At 43.8% G+C, this 22119-nt stretch carries 22 protein-coding genes; 13 read left to right on the plus strand and 9 right to left on the minus strand.

Translation table 11 applies throughout. The annotated features are described in order from the left end of the window. Positions 1–8: 8 nt before the first annotated feature. From WFY05_RS05945 to WFY05_RS05955, 3 genes are all read right to left on the minus strand, one after another. Positions 9–1190 carry a putative porin gene (locus WFY05_RS05945; RefSeq protein WP_340111822.1) on the minus strand — a complete coding sequence of 394 codons (1182 nt, stop codon included), beginning with the start codon at positions 1188–1190 and terminating at the stop codon, positions 9–11. Between the two features lie 103 nt (positions 1191–1293). Continuing rightward, positions 1294–1881, minus strand: a complete 588-nt coding sequence (locus tag WFY05_RS05950) for a helix-turn-helix domain-containing protein (protein WP_340111823.1) — start codon at positions 1879–1881, stop codon at positions 1294–1296. Then, a complete protein-coding gene (locus WFY05_RS05955) occupies positions 1881–2576 on the minus strand; it encodes a hypothetical protein (RefSeq protein ID WP_340111824.1) in 696 nt (231 codons plus the stop codon). Before WFY05_RS05955 ends, WFY05_RS05950 begins: the two co-directional genes overlap by 1 nt. Before the next feature lie 133 nt (positions 2577–2709). Between WFY05_RS05955 and WFY05_RS05960 the strand changes: the two genes are divergently transcribed. Next, positions 2710–3090 (plus strand): HsmA family protein, encoded by a 381-nt coding sequence (locus tag WFY05_RS05960; protein ID WP_340111825.1) that lies wholly within the window; start codon positions 2710–2712, stop codon positions 3088–3090. Between the two features lie 34 nt (positions 3091–3124). Here the strand turns inward: WFY05_RS05960 and WFY05_RS05965 are convergent, their stop codons facing one another. The 4 genes from WFY05_RS05965 to WFY05_RS05980 form a co-directional block, all read right to left on the minus strand. Next, the gene (locus WFY05_RS05965) at positions 3125–3547 is read right to left on the minus strand and encodes a QcrA and Rieske domain-containing protein (RefSeq protein ID WP_340111826.1); all 423 of its coding nucleotides are present in this window, start codon (positions 3545–3547) and stop codon (positions 3125–3127) included. Beyond that, a complete protein-coding gene (locus WFY05_RS05970) occupies positions 3535–4371 on the minus strand; it encodes a DUF5777 family beta-barrel protein (protein ID WP_340111827.1) in 837 nt (278 codons plus the stop codon). The genes WFY05_RS05965 and WFY05_RS05970 overlap by 13 nt, the downstream gene beginning before the upstream one ends. 6 nt (positions 4372–4377) lie before the next feature. Continuing rightward, positions 4378–5328: a T9SS type A sorting domain-containing protein gene (locus WFY05_RS05975; protein WP_340111828.1), complete on the minus strand. Its 951-nt coding sequence runs from the start codon at positions 5326–5328 to the stop codon at positions 4378–4380. Positions 5329–5413: 85 nt separating this feature from the next. Further along, a complete protein-coding gene (locus WFY05_RS05980) occupies positions 5414–5617 on the minus strand; it encodes a YgaP family membrane protein (protein WP_340111829.1) in 204 nt (67 codons plus the stop codon). A 276-nt stretch (positions 5618–5893) separates the two neighbouring features. Here WFY05_RS05980 and WFY05_RS05985 point away from each other — a divergent pair, with 276 nt between their 5' ends. The 6 genes from WFY05_RS05985 (at position 5894) to WFY05_RS06010 (ending at position 11552) form a co-directional block, all read left to right on the plus strand. Next, positions 5894–6307: a DoxX family protein gene (locus WFY05_RS05985; protein WP_340111831.1), complete on the plus strand. Its 414-nt coding sequence runs from the start codon at positions 5894–5896 to the stop codon at positions 6305–6307. A gap of 175 nt (positions 6308–6482) precedes the next feature. Continuing rightward, complete coding sequence (locus WFY05_RS05990; RefSeq protein ID WP_340111832.1) at positions 6483–7286, plus strand: hypothetical protein; 804 nt, start codon at positions 6483–6485, stop codon at positions 7284–7286. A 250-nt stretch (positions 7287–7536) separates the two neighbouring features. Continuing rightward, on the plus strand, positions 7537–8583 hold the full coding sequence (locus WFY05_RS05995) for a fatty acid desaturase family protein (protein WP_340112267.1): 1047 nt from the start codon (positions 7537–7539) through the stop codon (positions 8581–8583). Then, complete coding sequence (locus WFY05_RS06000; protein WP_340111834.1) at positions 8580–9989, plus strand: membrane dipeptidase; 1410 nt, start codon at positions 8580–8582, stop codon at positions 9987–9989. The genes WFY05_RS05995 and WFY05_RS06000 overlap by 4 nt, the downstream gene beginning before the upstream one ends. A 162-nt stretch (positions 9990–10151) precedes the next feature. Next, positions 10152–11339, plus strand: coding sequence for a carbohydrate porin (locus WFY05_RS06005; protein WP_340111836.1), 1188 nt, complete (start codon positions 10152–10154; stop codon positions 11337–11339). An 84-nt stretch (positions 11340–11423) separates the two neighbouring features. Further along, on the plus strand, positions 11424–11552 hold the full coding sequence (locus WFY05_RS06010; RefSeq protein ID WP_340111838.1) for a hypothetical protein: 129 nt from the start codon (positions 11424–11426) through the stop codon (positions 11550–11552). A 408-nt stretch (positions 11553–11960) separates the two neighbouring features. On the opposite strand, the gene WFY05_RS06015 is transcribed toward WFY05_RS06010, so the two are convergent. Further along, positions 11961–14711: a C25 family cysteine peptidase gene (locus WFY05_RS06015; RefSeq protein ID WP_340111840.1), complete on the minus strand. Its 2751-nt coding sequence runs from the start codon at positions 14709–14711 to the stop codon at positions 11961–11963. A 127-nt stretch (positions 14712–14838) separates the two neighbouring features. On the opposite strand from WFY05_RS06015, the gene WFY05_RS06020 reads away from it, so the two are divergent. The 3 genes from WFY05_RS06020 to WFY05_RS06030 all read left to right on the plus strand — a co-directional run bounded on the left by WFY05_RS06020 (position 14839) and on the right by WFY05_RS06030 (position 18951). Further along, on the plus strand, positions 14839–15879 hold the full coding sequence (locus tag WFY05_RS06020) for a glycoside hydrolase family 53 protein (protein WP_340111841.1): 1041 nt from the start codon (positions 14839–14841) through the stop codon (positions 15877–15879). 77 nt (positions 15880–15956) lie between these two features. Beyond that, complete coding sequence (locus WFY05_RS06025; protein WP_340111843.1) at positions 15957–17645, plus strand: CotH family protein; 1689 nt, start codon at positions 15957–15959, stop codon at positions 17643–17645. A 196-nt stretch (positions 17646–17841) separates the two neighbouring features. Then, entirely contained in the window at positions 17842–18951 is a 1110-nt protein-coding gene (locus WFY05_RS06030) for an acyltransferase family protein (protein WP_340111845.1), read from the plus strand. Positions 18952–19076: 125 nt separating this feature from the next. On the opposite strand, the gene WFY05_RS06035 is transcribed toward WFY05_RS06030, so the two are convergent. Next, complete coding sequence (locus tag WFY05_RS06035) at positions 19077–20369, minus strand: citrate (Si)-synthase (protein ID WP_340111846.1); 1293 nt, start codon at positions 20367–20369, stop codon at positions 19077–19079. Between the two features lie 392 nt (positions 20370–20761). On the opposite strand from WFY05_RS06035, the gene WFY05_RS06040 reads away from it, so the two are divergent. From WFY05_RS06040 to WFY05_RS06050, 3 genes are all read left to right on the plus strand, one after another. Beyond that, positions 20762–21436 (plus strand): TIGR02117 family protein, encoded by a 675-nt coding sequence (locus WFY05_RS06040; protein ID WP_340111848.1) that lies wholly within the window; start codon positions 20762–20764, stop codon positions 21434–21436. 76 nt (positions 21437–21512) lie between these two features. Further along, positions 21513–21707, plus strand: coding sequence for a hypothetical protein (locus WFY05_RS06045; protein ID WP_340111849.1), 195 nt, complete (start codon positions 21513–21515; stop codon positions 21705–21707). Continuing rightward, positions 21704–21907 carry a hypothetical protein gene (locus WFY05_RS06050; RefSeq protein ID WP_340111850.1) on the plus strand — a complete coding sequence of 68 codons (204 nt, stop codon included), beginning with the start codon at positions 21704–21706 and terminating at the stop codon, positions 21905–21907. The genes WFY05_RS06045 and WFY05_RS06050 overlap by 4 nt, the downstream gene beginning before the upstream one ends. Positions 21908–22119 lie beyond the last annotated feature (212 nt).

A 22119-nucleotide genomic window follows, 5' to 3' on the forward strand; every position in this document is an offset into this window, starting at 1 on the left:
ATCGATCTTTAAAACCAAATACCTATTCCCAGGTTAAATTGTCCGCTGTTGTTGTCGGCGGCATTCGAAAAGAACTGATAGTCGGCTTTCAGCACGGCGCCGGTTGCCAGCCACCAACCTGCCCCCACAGTTACGTCGGTTCTGTTGTATGCATCGTTTACAGCGAGATTTCCTGATGTTTTTGCATGTGTATTGTACTGCTCGTAACGTACAAATGGTACCAGCCGCTGTGAAGTTTGCGAACCGTGAAGCACATTATATCCGGCTTCGAGGTACCAGCCCAGCATTTGACTCCCCAAATCGCTGCCGCTTAGCCCATTATATTCTTCTGTATTCGAAATTCCGGCCCAGTTTAACTGTCCGCGGGCTTCAAATCCACCGTTACGGTAGCGGGCATCCAACCCCAGCATTGAAATTCCTACCACCGATGAATCGGCAATCGCCAAACCGGCATCATCGCTGTCTTCCAATCCATCGTAAAAGCTCGATTGCGATTTTCCGTTATAAGTGCTTAATCCCAATTTTAATCCCGGGATACCGTAATAGTCGAATTTCGTGGCCAGTGTTGGTGAACTCATAAACGACTCGGCTCCTTTCTGGCGGCCTTTTCTAAAACCATCACTCCCACGAAACGTGCCTCCGCCATTGTAGCCATTAAAACCATTCATTACATAAACCTGGTATTTAAGCGAAGCTTTGTCAAACCTCCCGGAAAATCCCAGACCAATCTCGCGCCATGTTGTTGGAACGATTTTACTATCGAGGTTGGGGCGCTCCACACCGTTGAATGTTGGTGGCTCGTGATATTCGTTTATAATTCCCATGGGCACCAGCATTAAACCGCCGCGAAAATTTAGCCACGGAAGAAATTCGTGATTCAGAAATGCCTGCTCCACATAAACTTCCTTTACATGTTCCAGCTCGATTTCGGTTACAAAATTCGTCTTCTCGCTAAACCGATAGGCGAAAAGTAACACCAGTCGATGAACATCGAGATTGGCATTTTGCCGCTGACCATCGACAACTGGCTGGTTAAAATCGATTTGTGCATAGCCACCTATCGATAATTTTGAATCAGAATTCAGCAATGTTTCGGCGGCATTCATCGAGCCGGTTTCATCTTGCTGATTTTGGGAAAATATTTGGGCACTTAGAAATAACAGTACCAACATTAAAATTGATCTTTTCATTTTGAGTGATTTCAGTAATTAATTCAGGGGACAAAGCTATTTTGTAAACAGATGAGATTTATCCCAACATGTTGGGATATTTAAAACGACTGTGAAAAGAAAATCAGGAAAGTTGATCGGGAGATATATCGGAAGTGGCCACGATTTTCTGAATAATGGCATAAACTGTAAGGCCCGGGATGGATTTAATGCCCAGCTTTTCGGTGATGTTCTTGCGATGAGAAATAACAGTGTGCGTACTGATGTAAAGCACATCGGCAATGGCTTTGTTGGTATTTCCAAGCGCGATCAGGCGAAGCACTTCTTTTTCGCGAACCGTGAGTTCTTCAATGTCCGTACTTTCTCCGCCTTCAAAAAGATCTTCCGCAATTTTAAGAATTTGCCGGGCAGGAACATCAAGCGGAACCAAATGATCGAAAGTGTTTTTAATGTATTGTACTTTCTCGTTGGCAAGAATTCCAACCAGTACATGATTGCCTACCGTCGTTCGGACACCAAGCAACTCATGTGCATATTTACAACTTGCAGGAACAAACAGTATAAGTTGCTTCACGGCCTTAAAATCCTGTAAATTCAGCTTCGAGAAATCCGAAAAACAGGCAATGCGAATACCCTGGAAATCTTCCAGTATCGCCGCTAATCCTTTTCGAACGATCTCCGACGGATGAATTATTACAACAGCTTTAGCCATTATTCAACGGCATTTAAGAGCTGTTTTACCTGCGGAATCAATATCGCATCTTCCATTCTGGAATGGTCGTGAATATCCCGCTCGAAGTGGCAAATCTCTTCCATCAATTTGTTGCAAACCAATTCGTCGTATTCCGGAACCAGATATTTCAGGATTATGTTTTTAAGGTCGTCCAACTCAAAATCAACGTGCTCATGCTCTTCTTCAAAATTGGAATCGAAGCTAGTATTTTTTACTTCTTCAGGATGCAGAACCAGTTTCTCAACCACCGGAAAAACATCTTGCTCTTCTTCGTCGAAATGCTCGATCAATTTCTTTTTATACGACAGATAGAACTTCTCAATCATCTGCATTTCGCTGTTCTGTTTCGGTGTACTTAACAAAAGCCGGTGGATGAGTTTTTCTATTCTCGGCAACGAATAATCGATGTAATACTGGTGCGTTTTTTTCAGGTAATCCACCAAAAGCAGGGGCGAAAACGAAAGCAAACGGTCTTTTGGGAAAAAGTTCTTGTTGTTAAACGTATTCACAATGGCCAGAAAAAAATCGGAATTTACTTCGTACGCCAAACAAAGTTCTTCAACGGTTCTATTCCCAAATCCCAGTCGTATACCAAAGCGGTGAATCACCGGCAACAGGTTATGGTTGGCCTGTACCAGATGCACCATTTTATCGTTCTTAGTAAATTCCTGCATCGTTTTAATTTTGCGCAAAGAAATGAAATCTGCTTAAATATTGCAGATATCGGATTTTTGCGGCGTTTAAGTATTTCCAACAATTGATTTTTGTAAAAGTTGTAATTATTTTCAGATCGTAAATGAATTTATCATGTCCGGAATGCTACTTTTTTCAACCGTAACCATCACCCTCGCATTGGTATTTTATACGCTTGGTGTTTGGGCCGAACGACTTTCATCGTACCTGAAATCGTGGCACGTCCTCACCTTCTGGATCGGTTTTACTTTTGATGTGACCGGTACGCTTGCCATGCATTTTATTTCGAAACATCCTTTTAGCCTGCTCGATTCGCATACCCTCTCCGGCCAGTTGGCACTCTGGTTGATGCTGGCACATGCTATTTGGGCCACCCATGTTGTACGCCGAAACAAAGTGCAACTCCGTAAAAAATTTCACCGATACAGCCTGATGGTTTGGCTGATCTGGCTAATTCCCTACATTGGTGGAATGCTCATTGGCATGAATAAGTAGCTTACTACCCGTTCTGATTTTCAAAAAATACCCGCTATTTGATGGTTAGTGTATTTCCACTTTTTACCACCGAGTAACTTGTCAGATTACTCATTGCCGGGCCATTGGTAACAACACCAGATGTGCTATAAACCGAACCATGACAGGGACAGGGTACATCTCCACTGGAGTGATCGTAAGTAACATCGCAGCCCTGATGTGTACACTTTTTCGACAAGGCCCTGTAACTATCGTTACCTGTTCGGAAAATGATCATACTGCCATAGTACACATAACCGCCTACTGTGTCAAGGTCATCGAATGAAGAATCGGTGAGGTCGATGGTAATGTCATTTCCATTCCCGGGATCAGGATCGGTAGTATCACCGTCTTTTGAACAAGAAGCCATGAAAGTCGGTCCTGCCAGCAGAAAGCTACCTCCTACGGCAAGTTTTCTTAAAAAATCTATTCGGTCCATAATGGATCATATTTGAGTTTAAATTTACGAATCAGATTAAAGCCAAAATACAGGTGCCCATCGCCCCAGCTGCCGGTGGTGTTGGTGTACACCGCCTGATCGAACATGCGGTTGTTGTTCGACAATACCAGTTGAAACAGGTGTCCCCCGGTATCGATATCCACGCCGAGCGAAAGTGCATTATTGCCGGGAATGTCAGCATTAAAAGGCACCAGGTACTCGATGTTGGCCGATACTTTCTTTGAAATGCGAACTGCGGCAGCCGATGCCAAAGTAACTACCGACAGGTTCTCGTCTACATCTTTCAGGTAACCGGTTTTCAGGTAGCCTGGTGAAAGATGCAGTGCAAATACTCCGATGGTTTTAGAGAGGTGAAGTTGAGCATTCCACGAAAATTTATCGGAAAACTTATCATTGCCTTCGGGGAAATAGTCGCGAATGATGGGCAGTGATCCTCCGGCACTAAATACGGCCGAAAAAGGAAAATCGGTTTTTTGCTGAACAATACTGTATTTGGCAAAGGCATCGTAAGTTTTTAACCAGGTACTGCGGCCAATTCCCACATTAAAATTATTACCCCAACCGTATTCAAATCCAAGACGCATAGAAGCCAGATCGAGACCGAATAGATCATAAAAACCGCCACTGATGTCACCAAACCGGTGTTGAATTAACAAATGCAATTCTCCATCTTTGGCCAGATTGGTCGACAGACCGTTCACCACCCTGGTTCCCTGGAAGGCATTCTCTATTGTTTCCTCCTGTGCTTTCAGTATTCCTGAAAACAGCATCATAAAAAATATCAGCAAAATTGCTTTCTTCATTTCGTACTATCTTTTTAGTAATTTGCGCGTTTGCACATCCTCACCATCCTGTAATTGAATAAAATACATTCCCCGAGGTAGTTCTGACACATCGAGTTCAATTCTTCCGTTACGTGTTTTTGAACGCACCTGGCGCAATTTCCCTGCAAGATCGTATATGCGAATGGAAACATCACGGGAGAATCCGGGATAAAACAAATTTACACTTGTGGTTGCCGGATTGGGATAGATCGAAAATTGCTGTTCGTTGATCGCTCCGACATCTGTGGCATCAAATATATCGGTGAAAACAACATTGTGCCCGAAATTAAGCACCGTATCACTCACTACATTGTTCAATTCCAGCCGCCAGGCATGATCGGCAGGCGGTGGATCATAAATACCGTTTGAATTATGATCGGCATAAAAATCGATATTGTAAGATTTTCCGTCTTCAAGCTCTGTGGCAACTATCTCGAATTCAGGAGAAACTGTAACTTCGGTGTTGAACAATGTGCTTCCGGTGGATTGATCGTTCACCCATAAACGAAGTGTTTGTCCGTTATGAGGTTCCATATTTGTGAAACTGATCGTAAGATCGTGTTGAGTATTCCCATTTGCAGAATTAACAACAATCTGCCCGACCATCCCTAGAGATACATGCGGATCGCACTGGTATTTGTAAGTTCCTTCAGTATTAAAAACAAAGGAATAAGTCCATCCACTCCCCGGCTCATTACCAAACGATTCAGGATTATTCGGGTAGGTGTGCTGATTCCCATTCACATTGTGCCAGCCCTGGGTGTTTTGCCACTCCACAATATCGCCGGCTTCAATCGTTAGTTCGTGAGGCGTAAAAACATCGTTGGAAACATTGACGACGTGTTTTGTTTGCGACTGTACCTCCCTGACACCGTTCAATGCCCAAAGCATGATCGCAATTAAAATAACACGTTTAAAAGTAAAAATTGTCTTCATAATTTTAAATTTTAGAGTACACGTTCCCAGCGCTTACCTGTTCAACCTGAATGAGAAAAGCGGTTAAATGGAGTTGATCAATCCATCATTTTTTGCCTGTGGTTTTTAAGCCCAGGGGAAGATAAAGCGGGCAAAAACTGAAGATACTGGTCAGCAGAAATACAGCTGCCACAACCAGTAAAACAATTCCCAAAGTGCCGCTAACCGTACCTGTGAAATAAAGTATGGCCAAAACCACAGCAACTACGATCCTTGCTGCGCGATCTGCTATTCCCATATTCTTTTTCATATTAATACATTTTAGGTTTTGAAATTTTTTGTTTGTTATCTTTCACATGGAAATACCAATAATGAAAAATACTATTTACTCATATACACATACAACAATCACAGAGACAAACGGTTGAGCCGGGACTAATAATTTTTAAATGGAAATGAATTTTAGTTGAAGCTACTATGTAGCAAACATAATTTGTTCACTCCCTTTAGCGAGTACATTTTTAATTCACAGAAACTAACAAATTGAAAAGTTCTGTGTTATTATGAAAAGTATATTTGGTCTGCCTTGAGAAAATTATTTCAAACAAAAATTCCTGTTTCAGGAACACATTTCGGATTGCTGCTGCTTCGATTAAGTGCGGGTGGATTCATGCTCACCCACGGCTATCCAAAACTGCAGCGTTTACTTTCGGGCGAAATGCGTTTTGGCGATCCACTGGGACTTGGTCCTGAAGTTTCGCTGGTGCTAGCTGTATTTGCCGAATTTGTTTGTGCCATTTTAATTGTATTGGGGCTCGGCACCCGCCTGGCAGCAATTCCGCTTATTGTTACCATGTCGGTAGCTGCCTTTATTGCTCACGGCGGCGATCCTTTCGGACGTAAAGAAATGGCACTGCTGTACTTGGTTCTATATGTAGTATTACTGATCACGGGAAGCGGGAAATTCTCGCTGGATCAAATCTTAAACAAAAGAAAATAATATCTTTGTACTAACGTTTATTACGAAGTAACCCGCATACTTTAAAACCTCAATTTCAAAGCCACCTCATCTAATGTTGTTATACATTAGGCCATTTACGCATCTCTCTAAGCGCGAAAAAGAATTTTGCGTGAAACGTGTTGAAGATTTTTTTAACAACCATTAAATAGAGAGAATGATGAAAAGAAAAAAATTACTGACATTAGCTATTGTAGCGTTGGCTGTCGTTTTTACGGCCTGTCAGAAAGATGATTTAAACGACAAGAACAATGAAAGCTCCGAACTGGGGGTAAAACTTCAGGCACTGAACACCAGCTTTACACTACCGGTGAGCAAAACCAAATCGGCAGCAGTTTCAATGGACTCCATTACGTGGGACACGACACAAATGATCGTGTCGAGCATTAAATTCGAAGCCAAGTTAAAAAGCCTGACCACCGGTCGTGATTCCATTGAAGTGGAGTACAAATGGTACGGTCCCGAAGTGGTGAACTTGCTCGATACCAACCTCACGCTTGGCAACTTTGTACTTGCGCCCGGGATTTACGACGAGATTGAGCTAAAAGTTAGCGGCGATAAAGATGATGCCCACGATCAGCCCGTATTTTACCTGGCCGGAACCTACAGCAATGGCACCGGGAACTGGCCCATTGCAGTTGAAGTCTGGGACGATCTGAGCTTTAAAACCGAAAAAGAAGATGTGGAAATTACCGAAGAAGGTGTTGATGTGGTTTCGGAGATACAGCTTTACCTCGATGAATTGATGCTGGATGTCGATTCGGAAGATCTCGACAATGCCCAACTTACCGACGGTGTGATCCTGATCTCATCGGAAGTGAACCGCTCGGTTTACTACACCATCTTTGGCAACCTGAAACGCGACTGTCGCGCTGAATACAAACACTGGGACGACTGGTACAAGAATTGGTACAATAAGAAAAAACACGGCGATGACGATGACGACGATGACGACGATTAAAGCTGATCCTGAATAGATCTGTAACGGCCACCTTTTGCCTACTCCGGGATAACTTCCGGTGTGTTAAAGGTGGCTGTTTTCATATGCCCGGATTTATGCAGTTAAAGCTGAACGGAAAGACCAACTGAAACCAAATTAAACAAAATCAAGTATATTTATGCACGCCATGACTATTGTGGTTATCAATTTTTAGAACTTCAATATGTCAGCACCAAACTATGCATTGAAAAAAGAGGATACACTCCTCATGATGGAATTATACCGGCTTGTTAACACAAAACTTCAGTCCTTACCCAACAACAGAATAAATCAGCTAAAAATAAAGCTCTTTATCCTCCTTGGCTTTTATTTATCCCTATACATAATAGCTGTATTTTTCTCAGCTTCAGCTCTATTATTTTTCTTGTTGTATGGAATTATGGGGATCACTGCCGTGTTATTGTTCTCGAATGTAATTCATGAAGCCGCACATGGCAATTTATTTACCCGGAAGAAGCATAACCGGTTGGTGTATCACATTTTCGATCTGCTTGGAGCCAACAGTTACATCTGGCAAAAAAGACACCTGCTCTTTCACCACAAATATCCTAATATTATGGATTGGGATGCTGATGTAGAACAGAGTGGGCCGGTGAATGTTTTCCCTCACCAGAAGATCCAAAAATATCAACGTTACCAGAAATATTACGTCTTTTTACTTTATCCCTTGTTTTTGCTAAACTGGATCTTTGTACGTGATTTCCGCGATTTCTTTTTCAAAAAAAGAGTGGTAAGAAAGCTGTTGAAGATCCCGCTGATCGAATACCCCAAAATGATCATTTTTAAAGTTCTTTACCTTACAATAATGATCGGACTCCCCGTATTTATAGGACGAGTAAGTTTTGCGTTTGCATTGGTCTCTTTTCTCTGGCTTACCGTTTGCGGAAGCTTACTGGGGATGATCATACTACTCACCCCGCATATTAATATCGACAATGAATTTGCAACTCCCGGTTCGTCAGGAACCATGGAAAACAGCTGGTTTCGTCATCAGTTTTTAAGTACCAACGATATAAGCTTGAACAACTGGTTGACCCGGCAGGTGATGGGAAATTTTAATTTTCATGTCTGTCATCATCTTTTCCCGGGAATCAGTAGTGTTTATGCTCCGGAAGTTACCGAGGTTATCAAAAACTTCGCGCGAGACCATAAGCTCCCTTATCGCTCATTACAATTAAAGGAAGCACTTGTTAAACACTACCGGCTGATTCAGAATAACACGGTAAATGTTATCGAAGAAATTGAAATGGAACCATGAAAAACAACCTACTATTTGCCGATATTCATTGTCACCCCAATCTTAAAACTTACGGTCATTCGTACGATTCGTGCGAGCCAAATAAAAAATGCAATGTGTGGTACTACAATCCACCGGGGACATTCACCAAATTATTAAACATTGTGGCCGGGATCACCCGCTTTTCTCAGGCCGATTTCACAACGCTCAGGAAAGGGGGTGCCGGGATTGTATTTGCATCACTTTATCCTTTTGAAAAAGGATTCTTTATAAACGGTGCGGGCAAAGGATCTATCTCTGCATTTCTTTCGAACCTTATTACAGATATTGGCTACCAACGGATCCGACATTTACAAAAGCATACCAATTATTTTGAAGACCTCGAAAAGGAATATGCTTTCTTTACTCAAAGTCAGCAAGAACATACCTTTGGGGAAAAACAACACACCTGGCAACTGGCATCCGATTGGGCTACAACTGAAAAAATAATCGAGGAAAAGAATAAAACTGCCGTTCTTTTAAGTATTGAAGGTGCTCACGTTTTTAATTCCGGTCTTGAAGAATATGGAATAACAGCTAATGCAGAAGAGATTGTTCAAAATATTAAAACGGTAAAACAATGGAAATACCCTCCGGTATTTATCACATTTGCACACAATTTTAACAATGAACTTTGTGGACATGCCAGTAGCCTTGAACCCATAAAAGCATTTGTTGACCAACAAAACGGATTGAACCAGGGATTTACTTCGCTTGGCAAGAAAGTGCTTGATCATTTGCTATCCGATCAAAACGGTAAACCGGTATACATCGATATCAAACACATGAGTATTAAAAGCCGAAAAGAATATTTCAACCTGTTAAAATCTGACTATCAAAAGCGTGAAATACCCACGCTGGTTAGTCATGGAGCCCTGAATGGAATGAATTTCAAAGGCGACAAAACAGCACGATTCCCCAAGACATATTATTCTTCCGACATTAACTTTTTTGACGAAGAAGTTTTGGATATTGCTCGTTCAGGAGGATTGTTTGCTATACAGTTCGATACACGCCGCATAGCTCAAAAAAAACTGGTGAAGAAAAAGTTACGTTCGCTGAATAAAACGACCGATGTTGAACGCTCAGCGCAACTCATCTGGCATCAAATACAACACATGGCTGAACTCCTTGACAGAAATGAGCTGCCAGCGTGGAACATTGCCGCCATTGGGAGCGATTACGATGGCACGATCGATCCGTTACCCGGTATCTGGACAGCCGAATATTACCCCTTACTCCAAAAGCCCCTGCTGCAAATCGCCGGAAATTACCTGAAGAATAACCGGGTGCTTGTCCTTCCCGAAAATCGTAAGATCACTCCTGAAGAAATCGTACAACGCTTTTTTATCGGCAACACCATTCGATTCCTGAAACAGTTTCGCTAAGTGCATTTGAAAACGAACTCCTCCTTTATCATCTGATAACCAAAACTATTAGCTTGTAATCAAATAATACAAAAATTATAAACCGAACGTTTACGGGAAAATATTCTCGTTTTGCACTGCGGCAATATTTTCTTAAATTATTGATCAGAAAATATTCCGCCTATGCGCCCGTATTTCTTCGTGCTGTTTTTTATTCTGCTATTTTTCGCATCGACGACAATAATCGCCGGAACGACCTTCCAGCGCGATACCACGGATTCAGATACGACCCTGGTCGACCACTTTTTGGGGCTTTTCCAGGAAAGCGAACTCGATCAGATCCCAGAAACCAAACGCTCACGGCGCCAGCAGGTGGATGATTTGCTAAAAGCCATTTTGGAAGAACCCGGCAAACTGCAGTTCAGCGGAGTAGCCACAGCATCTCTGCAGGCTCCACTCGAAAACGATCCGATATGGAAAGGCGTGGGGTCCTTTGATATTTTTGCCTTTGTGAGTTTTGGAAAGTCCACCCTCCTGTTTTTCGACCTCGAAGCAGGAGGCGGTAAAGGCCCCGATGCACTGATCCCTAACATTTCGGTTTTAAATGCTGATGCAGGTGGCGGCGATGGTGAAGGTAAAAACCTTACCGTACTGGAAGCCTGGACGGAATTTAAAATACTCCAGGATATCTTCACTGTTACCTTTGGGAAAATGGATCCCACCAACTATTTCGACAATAACCTGCATGCCAACGACGAAACTTCGCAGTTTATCAGTGGGGTTTTTGTCAACAACCCCGTTTTACCGGTGGGAGTCAACAGTCCGGGTATCCGTTTCCGAACCACTTTTGTAAAGCGTTTTTATATTCAGTACGGACTGTTTATGGCCGATCTGCAGGAAGAGAACCTGATGAAAAACCACCTCAAGCTGCTTGAAACCGGGCTCCGGCTTTTCCCCGAAACGGGTTGGGAAGCCAATCTCAGAATTTATGGCTTCGAACAACCACTGGCCAGCAACGGACAGGGTTTTGGTATTTCCTTCGATCAACTCATTGCCAACCATTTTACCATTTTCGGGCGTTACGGAGCTAACGACGAGGAACTTAAACAGTGGCTGGGGATAAAAGACGCCTGGAGTGGGGGTATTGGATTCCGGCAAACCATATTTAAACGCGAGTTAAATGTCGGAGTGGCCTACGCCGAAACACAAGGCACCGCGTATGAACATCCCGAACAACTTGTTGAATTTTATTTTAATACCCAACTTAATAAATGGGTGTTTATCTCGCCCCATTTGCAGTGGATAAAAACCTGGCAGGGCGAAGATTCCGAACACTTCCTGGCCGGCTTACGGATCAACCTGAGTTACTGAAAACTAAAAAACGCTAAATTGCTGAACTGCTAAATTGAAAAGTGCACGACAAGAGACTGCGACCTCTAACGGATCAGCGAAAGTATGACTTCGGAACTGGCCATCACCCGAGGCGATAAACGCAGCGGCAGCATTCTTTTTAACGACACCGGCCTCAACACCACCCTCGACGTTGCCGGGAAAATAGAAGAAATTATTGTTAAAGAAAACTGAGTAATTTATCGGAGCCACCACCTCCCACCCCGAAGACTCGGGGCGTGCTCCTGTTGACAAGGAGGAGAAAATTCTTTTTCCACAACATATTTTTGAATAAAGAATAAAACAGTACTACGAACAATTCCCCTTCTCGCTGAGGTGGGGTGGCAGCGCCCATTATATTATCCTAAAACACCAAACCAGAATTCGCTGAAGGGGTTGTACTAAATCTACTTTCCTTAATTTTACCAACTCAAACTGGCCAGACGAAGAGATATTTATTCATTGAGTGACCCTACAAAATAGAACTTATAAATCCAATTCGTTCTCATCGTTAACAAATCAAAATCTTATAAAAAAGCAGAGAGCCGCGTACAAAATACCTCAGACTCTCTGCTCAAACTAACTATTAAAAAAGACATCTTTTTACCTGATGTGATGTTCGCGTAAACAATAATAACAACCCTCGTGACCTGCACTCAAGCCGTTTTCAACACTGTCGAAATACACCATGTTCGAATAGGCCATTTTTTCCACCCACTGACAGGTTTTTCGGTGCAGTTCCAGCGTTCGGGTATTTCCTACATATCGAGGGATGGCATCGGCATAATCCCTGAACACCGGCATCTCCGGATCACCGTTCATGTTTTGTGCCAGGATCACCCAGAGTTTATAAATATCATTGTGGTTGGCAAAGTTGCACCTCGAATCATTCAAATCGGCCAGGTGTCGCGACATTTGCATCGTTTTAAAAAACTCCAGTCTGAATTCATCACCCAATCCGACCCAGCTGTATCTGGAATTACCAATATAAGCCACTGCCCCGCCGTTCTCGTGTTTTAAGGCATTCTCTCCCACCGAATCCTCATAATCGTATTTATTGGTAAGACACGAATCCGCGATCATAATTGAAGTCTTATTTCCGTTCGTCGTTGAATTGATAAGCGCCGTATTCAAATAAGCCACCCAGTCCCGGTTTCCATGACCCGACAGGCTCACAAAATGTGGTCCCATGTTCAACGCTGTCTCCAGATTTTCAGAAGTTAAATGACGTATCGATGCAGCTACATAATCAGCCGGTGTAAGATCCGTTTCATCGGTATACAAGCGCTGGATCTGATCAATGCGATAAAAATGGCTTTCCATCCATTTTCGTAGTGTTTCCTGCTCGGTCATCGACGAGTCTTGTCCGGCTTTATCCAGCGCGTAATACATGGGTGTCAGTTGTGCATTATTTGCCCCGTAAACAACGATCCAGGTTGTCGGGACCGGGATTTTTATCCAGAGAATCTGTGTAAAACTGGGCGACAGATCGGTATCGGATTTGGCATAATACCATCCCGGGTGAGATGCATCCGCATCAATACTTAAACTCAGCACGATTCTGGAGGAATCGTTGTAGTGACAAATAAGTTTTGATCCTACATCGGGTGGTGTTTTTACGACATTCAACAACGAATAACCACCGGCCGGATTGGAGTAATATTCGTAGTTTGCCGGTGGATTGGCATTCGCGGCATTCGGTTTTATCCGCGTGTATTTCCCCCAGTTGGCCGAAACATACAACATCTTTTTAAAGCGATCGATGGAGTTGACATCCGGTTGCAGATCCCATTGTTCGTATTCGATCACCTTGTCAACAAATATTCGGGCTTCATCCTGCGTTTGCACCGGAGCTCGACCGAGTCCAATGTCGGCCACAAAATCAGTACCGTCCATGTTTGGTTTGTCGTAACTGTGCTGGGCATACAAGCCGTTGTTCAGGTGATCCCAGTCTTTTTTCCCCGATACATAATGCGAGCTGTAAAGGCTCGAGTAGTAGAGATCGGTCGGGATCATATTGTCGGGGGTATACCAAACCATAGTATTGTTGATCTGGCTGTTTGGACCATTAACACGAATCCATTGGGTTTTAGTGGCCGTGTGGGTGGCAAAGCTATCGTCGGTGGTAAAGTACCATCCCAGGGAGCCCGAACTCGATGCACCGGTTGAATCAAAAGGAATCTTCAGACCGGTTTCAAAATTGGTAAGGATATGCCCGTTTCTTCCGTAAACAGGTACACCTCCGTCATCGAGTTTTACCCGCATACCCAAAAAGCTTCCTTTCCAGGCAATGGTATTATCGCCACTTAGTACACCATCGTCGGTTGAGCCGGATTCGGTATCTTCGGCTTTCCCTTTGTAAATGCGACCATGTGCCGATCCGCAGGCAATGCGCACCGGAACCACTCCCACATCACCACCAATAAGCAACCACTCAACACCTTTGGCGGCACAAAAAGATTTCAGAAAGTTTCTGATCACTTCCTGCAAATCACGTGCTCCGCCTGAGAAATTACCGTATTTCCCGTCAACGATATCCTGAATAAGTGCAATATGTGTGCGCAGTCCCCGTTGTTGTTTCCAGGTCGCCACGCGCTGAAACTCGGCTACCATATCGCCGGTAGCTGCTCCCGGGGTAATGTTTTCGTTCCACTTTTTATTGTCGGTTACAATCAGGTAATCCACGTCGTCAGGAACGGAAATGGCACCTGACTTCAGCTCCACTTCAGGGAAGTCGCCGGCTACATACTCTACTTTTGCTCCTTCTATTTTGTCAGGATTGGCGATCATCCGGTGCACTTTATTAAAATTCTGAAAACGCTTTTTCCTGATCTTGAGCGGCACCGGGTTGGGATGTTTTACAGCCTTCACCTCAATGTTTACTTTAACGATCTCGATCAGGTCCATAGTGCCGTTTTTTACATAACGAACCGGCACCACACGAAGCACCGCCATAGGAACCTCATCAATCCATTCGGTGGATACCAATTCCACAACTGGTTGTTCGTTTTCAAGAAATTCAATATACGATTCCCGGTCGGGAATGTTGTATTTGTTATCGCTTGTAACAGGTTCGTTGTTTTCATCGAGATACACAAAATGTTTTTCCTGTACACTGCTCATCACCTGGAATTCCTGCGTTATTTTCGAGGTGCGTTGAACTTCTTCGTGAACAGCAATGGCTTCTGTTTTCTCAGGCAGAGCTACCCTGATGATCTTTCCCGGAAAATCGGGCATTCCGGGTTTGTTTAACGATTTGCAGCTTCGGAGCTTGATTTGCAATCCAAGCTCTGTTTCAGTTATTTCCACATCATTACGTGAAAAGAACAGGTGTTGTTCAATCTGATTTTTCATTGGAAGTATTTTTTGATTTAATGGTATTTAAAAGTTACGGCATTTTGTCGCTATATCAAAACAAGGGGCTGGTACTTTAACTAGCTATCTTTTTATATCTTTAAAGTCGTCTGAAAAACTAAAAACCATGAATAAAATCACACTGCTATTTATCTCGATAGTAATCTTACTTTTTGCAGGATGTAAGCCAGACGCTTCCTCCGATAATGAAACTACTTTTGCAAAGGGAGCCGATATCAGCTGGCTGCCGCAAATGGAAGCCGGTGGCTACATTTTCTATAACGAGAATAGCGAAGAGGAAGACTGTTTTCAGATCCTGAAAGATCACGGAATTAATGCCATTCGCCTGCGGACCTTTGTCGATCCTTCTGATAATCCGTTCAGCGGACACTGCAGCAAAGACGAAACTGTGGCTATGGCCCTCCGCGCTCAAAAATGGGGAATGAGCGTGATGATTGATTTTCATTACAGCGACAGCTGGGCCGATCCCGGGAAACAACGTAAACCCAAAGCCTGGGTTGGACACGATTTCCCTACCCTGCTGACTGATCTTTACGATTACACTTACGATGTGATGTCGGCACTGAAGAAAGCCGGAGTAAGCCCCGAATGGGTGCAGGTGGGCAATGAGATCCCCGGGGGAATGATCTATCCCGAAGGAAGCACTGACAACTGGCCGCAACTGGCACAGCTCATCAACAAAGGCTACGAAGCCATAAAAGCGGTGAGTCCGGAGTCGAAAGTAATATTGCACGTCGACCAGGGGAACAACAACGAACGCTTTCGCTGGTGGTTCGATGCTGCCAAAGCCAACGGGGCAAAATATGATATGATCGGACTTTCGTATTATCCCTTCTGGCTCGAAGGACGCCCCGACTACACCGAATCCATCGACGATTTGGGGGCCAACCTCATAGACATGGCATCGCGTTACGGAAAGGAAGTAATGGTCGTTGAAGTTGGTGGATTCGATAGCATGGTACAAAAGACTTACAACATGCTGGTAGCCGTTCAAAAAAAGGTCAGAGAAGTACCGGACGAAATGGGGAAAGGAGTCTTTTACTGGGAACCGGAAGGCGCCCGCAGCTGGAGCCGTTATCCGCTTAGCGCCTGGGGCGACGATGGAAAACCTACGAAAGCCCTGAAGGCCTTTTTGATGGAGGAATAGCTTCTGATCATTTCAAAAAGATCTTGATTCGCACAATTCCGGAAAAGTAGTAGATTTGCACCGTATAAAACGGACCAATGAGATTTAATCAAGGATATAGCCTGCTGCTCTTTCTGGGCTTTCTGATAGTATCACCTGTCATGGCATTACCCGATGGCTATACAGGAAACGATCAGATCATCCCGGAAACTAATGATTCGACCAAATCATCCGGATCGATTCGGAATTCATCTTCCGACCAACAGAAAACAGCCATACCTTTTTACAGTTCAAACCTGCCCATTTTTGTGATTGATACCAAAGGGCAGACCATTGTCGACGAACCCAAAAGAAATGTACAACTGGGCGTCATCTATAATGGCCCGGGAAAGAGAAATTACACGACCGATCTCTTTAACCACTACTACGGAACCATTGGTATCGAATTGAGAGGAAATTCAACGATGGGGTATCCGAAAAAGCCCTATACATTTGAAACACGCCTAGAAAACGGCGATAACAACGATGTCGCACTGCTTGGTTTCCCCGAAGAGAACGACTGGATCCTGCGTGCTTCGTACATCGACCATACCTTTTTGCGCGATCCGGTGGCGCTCAAAATGTCGCGTCTGGCGGGCAACTGGTCAAGCGGCACCAAACATGTAGAAGTGGTGCTGAATGGCGAATACCAGGGCATTTATATTCTGCTTGAAAAAATCAAACGTACTAAAAACCGGCTCGATATTGCCAAGTTAAAACCCGAGGACATTTCGGGAGAAGAACTAACCGGGGGATACATTTATGAAATTGCCGGACAACATAATGATTTTGGGCTGGCACGCCGTCTGCGTTATCCCGATATGGACGATGTCATGCCCGAACAACTGGCCTACATCAAAAAATACGACGATGATTTTCGTGCTGCCATGCAACAATTTACGACCGATAACCCCGGAGAATTGTACAGCAAATGGATCGATGTACAAAGTTTTGTGGATTATATGCTGGTAGTCGAAGCTGCACGCAATCCCGATGGCTATGGCTGGAGCTGCTATTTCCACAAAGACAAAAACGATGTGCTAAAAGCCGGTCCTGTTTGGGATTTCGACCAGTCGATGCATAATTCTACCTACCGCGACGGCGAACGCTGGTGGGGATGGATTATTGATTATGACCAGTATCCCGATCCTCCTTTTTATCAAATGATGATACATGAGCCCTATTTTCAGTACCAGATGAAAAAACGCTGGGAGTCTCTGCGCCAAAACGAGTGGAGCACCGAAAATATGTTTCATTACATCGATTCGATAGCTGCGAACCTTAGTGAAGCGGTAAACCGGAATTTTCAGAAATGGCCCAACCTGGGGAAATGGATCTGGCGCGAGCTGCCCGGTTACGAACTACTCGACACGTACGACAAGCAGGTCAACAGCATGAAAGAATACCTCGAACAACGCTGGGACTGGATCGACGGTGAAATGGCCAAAGTTTCGGTGTATGTGGTGGTAGAAGACATTCATAACGAAACCAAGCTGTTGATGTATCCCAACCCGGCCACCAGCTTTTTGAACGTGGATCTTACACTCAGCAGCAGTGAGGAAGTATCACTTACGATATGTAACAACCTGGGGCAAACCGTTCACCAGGTCGATGCCGGCGTACTGTTCAGCGGTAAAAATCATACCCACATCGATCTGCCCTCATCCATGAATCCGGGAGTTTACCTGATGAAAGTAAACATTGGAGATCAACAGGTAATTACAAAACGCATTATTAAAAAAGATTAGAGGAAGAGTTAATTAACCTTTTCTATATTCATAGTAGCTAATAACGAACAGTTTGCTTCTCCATCAGCTGACGGATCGCAATTGACAAGCGCAGTGGACATCAAAAGCAGCGAACTGAAGTAAATCACACCTCCCTTCGAAACAAGCATATCAAACTTTTATTCCCTCTTTACGTACATCAACGAAAAACCTAAATATGCCCTCCGCCCGCATATATTATATCGATAACATCCGTGTATTTCTTACCGCCCTGGTGGTGCTTTTTCATCTTATTTCTACCTATGGAGCTCCCGGGAAATGGTACTATGTTGAATCTGCACCAGAGTCCTTTGTAATTATTCCGATGTCAATATTTATTGCCACTAACCAAACTTTTTTTATGGGAATGTTCTTTATGGTCTCATCGTTTTTCTTGCTTCCATCATTATCAAGAAAGGGCACAAAGCTTTTCATTCAACAACGATTGCTTCGTTTGGGAATTCCTCTTATCGCTTTTTACTTTTTACTGGGACCTCTAACTTGCTTTATACGTGACAAATATATTTATGGAATGGATGCCCGTCTGCTAGCCTATACTTATAACCCTGAGATCTGGTATTTTGGCCCCATGTGGTTTGTTGAAGCGTTGTTGATCTTTACTTTTTTATTTTTTCTTGTTCGAAAGTTGATTATAAACGTAAAGCTAAAATTTCCCGGAACAGGCAAAATTCTTCTTTTTGCGCTTATCATTGCGCTATTACAGTTTATCATGCGAATATGGCTTCCGGCGCGATGGACCATACCCTATACTAATTTTCGCATCACCTTTTTTATCCAGTACATCGCACTGTTTATAATTGGCATGATCGCTTACCAAAATCATTGGTTCGAAAACATTAAAATCAAAATAAGCTGGCGGTGGTTTGCTTTTGCACAGGTTTTGATACTCATTGGCTTTCCTTTGTTGTATATCGCCGGCGGTGGAATTAAAATGGGTGAAGCCAGGTTTTTAGGTGGATTTTACTGGCAGAATTTCGCCTATTGTATTTGGGAACAGCTGGTTGCTGTTTCGATGATTTATGCTTTGCTCGGAATCTTTAAAACTTACCTTAACAAACAGGGATCCCTGGCAAAAAAAGTATCCGCTGCTGCCTATGGTGTTTACGTCATACATCCTCCTTTACTAGTCTTTATCAGCTTTATATTTTTGAACTGGCACGCTCCCGGATTGACTAAATTCCTTGCACTTGCTCCATTGGTCTTATTTATTTGTTTTTTTAACGCCTGGCTGATAAAACAGTTCCCCGGAGTAAAACAAATTATGTAAGGACGCACTTCTCTCCTTAATTTGCGTAACGAGCAGTGGTTAACCAATTAGATTACTTCGCTGCGCTCGTAATTGCGAGAAGGAACAGCCCTTCCCGACTTCTCGGGAACGAAGCAATCCTCTTATTACGAATCCGCTTTTTCCAAAAGATCCTTCAACCACTTATTGGTTACGCTTTTGGGACGGATTATGGGTTGATTCAATCCCATCGCAATGATGCTTTGTGCACTGAACCCGAAAGTGCGCGAGATCCCAAACATCACCGTATAGAAATCAAAATGCGTAAGCCCGTACTGGTAAAGCAGCGTTCCCGAAATGGCATCCACATTGGGATAAGGATTAGCAACCTTTCCGCCTTTATAGCTTTTCAGAATGTCAGGCACTACATAGTAAAGTTTTTTTACGGTTTGCAGGTAGGGCGAATTCGGACAATACCTGTTGCCAAATTCCATAAAAGCCGTAAATCGCGGATCGGTAACACGCAGCACCGCATGCCCATAACCCGGAATTACACGCCCGGCACTTAGCTCCTCTTCAACAAATTCCTTGAGTTGACTGGTGGAAGGCGACTCCCCAAAATATTCATGAATACGACGGATAAACTTCAGACACACCTGGTTGGCCAGTCCGTGGAGGGGGCCCGCCAATCCATTCAGTCCGGCCGAAGTGGCATAGTATAGGTTCGACAGCGCCGAATTCACCACCCTCGAAGTAAAAGCACTTACATTTCCGCCTTCATGGTCGCAGTGCAGCACCAGGTACAAGCGCATGAGTTCGGCACACGAAATCCGGGGATTCACACCCAGCATATTCGCCAGGTTACCGCCAAGGTCGAGTGAGGGATTATAATCAATGGCCTCCTCATGCAGAAGATGAATGCGATAAATTGCCGCAGCTATTGTTGGCAGTTTGGCCAGCAGGTTAAGCGCGTCTTCAAGCATATATTCCCAGAATTCCGATTTTGCCAGTTCTCCTGCTGCGTACTTCTGTTTAAATACCGAAAGCCCTTCCATGGCCAGTATGCACATGCTGAACATGGTCATGGGATGCATTCCGGAAGGCAGGTTGCGGATAAAGGCCCACATGTATTCCGGCAATTCCGCACGTTCACTAAGTTCCTCCCTCAATTCTGTAAGTTCATATTCATCAGGGAACTTACCCGCACAAAGCAGGTAAAATATCTCTTCGGGCAACTTGTCCTCAAATTCCGGAATGGCATAATTGCTGATGAACAGTCCCTGGTAAGGATCAACAAACGAGGTGTTGCAAACCAGGGCTGTCAGTCCCCGCATACCGCCAAGTACCTGTTTGAGTTTTATTTCGCCAATGCTGCAATCCGGATGGTCTTTAAGCAGTACCGAGATCTCCTCTCCCAGGAAATCTATTCGTTTTTTTACGTTGTTTTTTAGTAGTTCCATGGCTGATCTTTTTTGTTTTTAAAACTTCTTTCTGTGCCAGGGATGGTTAATCAGGTGCCTGGAGACGGGGTAAATACTGTTTTATTTTTTACTGAAACAAGTGTCATAGGGTTTCAAGGATAGCTTAGCTTCGCTGTACGGATAATAAATAATTTCAACCACCTCCCACCGATTCCGCACAGCTGCATCAGCGTACTCCTGATCAGGAGGAGAAATTCTTTTTTCAATATACTTTATGACGTAAAAGATAAAATCCCAGCACAAAGTTTCCCCTCCATCCCGTGGAGGGGTCCGGCTTGAGCCGTGGGGTGGTGGATTCACAAACCAAAACCAATCAACTCTCCACCAATCTTTTCCCCAAAATCCCCGTATGCACCAAAAAAGCAGGCAAAATGAAAGCAGTTTTACGTTTTCTGATCCGGGCACTGGTATTACTTTTGTCAGCGGTAATGACTTACCTGGTTGTTGCCGTAATGCTTTCACTTATTCCCGTGAACCAGAAGCCGCAAGTCAGCGAGGGGATTGAAATTTATATCCGCTCCAACGGAGTGCACCTCCAGGTAGTTCTGCCCGTAGAAAATCCCATTAAAGACTGGTCGGAAGAGATCACTATCGACAAGCGCATCGCCGGCAGGGTACGATACATCAGTTTTGGCTGGGGTGATAAAAACTTTTATTACCATACGCCCGAATGGTCGGATCTGACATTTGCCACCACATTTAAGGCGCTGATGCTAAAAAGTCCATCGTTGATGCATATCGATTTTTATGCCTCAGTACCGGAAGGCCGGCTGTGCAAACAGCTGCTGATCAGCCGCGAGCAATACCTTGAGATGGTCGATTTTGTCGATGCGGCTTTTCAGCGCGACAGCCTGAACCACCTCATCCCGGTCGATGACCTGCATTACAATCCTACAGATCGCTTTTACGAGGCGCGGGGAAACTACCACCTGTTTTATACATGCAATACCTGGACCAACAGCTGTTTAAAAAGCGCCGGACTCTTAGCATGTCTTTGGACACCTTTCGACCGCGGAATATTATGGCATTACAGGAAGCAGTCGTAGCAAGCTTTTAAAAACTTTCTCCCCCGCCTCGTAATGAAATCACATATTTCATACCTATTTACAAACAACTAAAGCGATGAAAAAGAACCGCCTGTCGAATCAGATTATCATTGTTGCTACTACGCTTGTAGTAGGTTTATTCAATACCGTCTTTATACGACCGGAAGATATAGGAACCTGGAAAAATTATGTGGGTTACGCCTTTCTTGTAATCTGTCTGGTCAATGTTATTATACTCTTTCTGATCATCCGAAAAAGAAGCATAAAATGAATAAGAACCAGATTTTAATAACGGGACAGCTAACATTAGCACTGGCTTTTGCCGGTTTTTTATACAATTACTTTTCCCTTGGAGTAAATGCTACAGTAGCTTTCATTACTGGAATTCTCTTTGGCCTGTCAATGGTCATGAACCTGGCTTATTTATTAAAAAGGAAACGACTGAGCCGGCAGAATATTAATGTGGGGTAGTTGATGAACAAGTAATGCCGAGATTGCTTCCCCGTCAGTTGACGGATCGCAATGACACACTATATAGATATCAAGGGCAGCGGACAGATGTAAATCATGCCAAATGAGTATGCTGCTTGTCCGCTGCATTCTTTTAATTAATGATTGTCATTGCGAAGGAATGGAATGACTGAAGCAATCTGTTTTGAAACGAGCAATGTCTGCTACCATTA

This window comes from Maribellus mangrovi (assembly GCF_037646455.1).
Lineage (GTDB): Bacteria > Bacteroidota > Bacteroidia > Bacteroidales > Prolixibacteraceae > Draconibacterium > Draconibacterium mangrovi_A.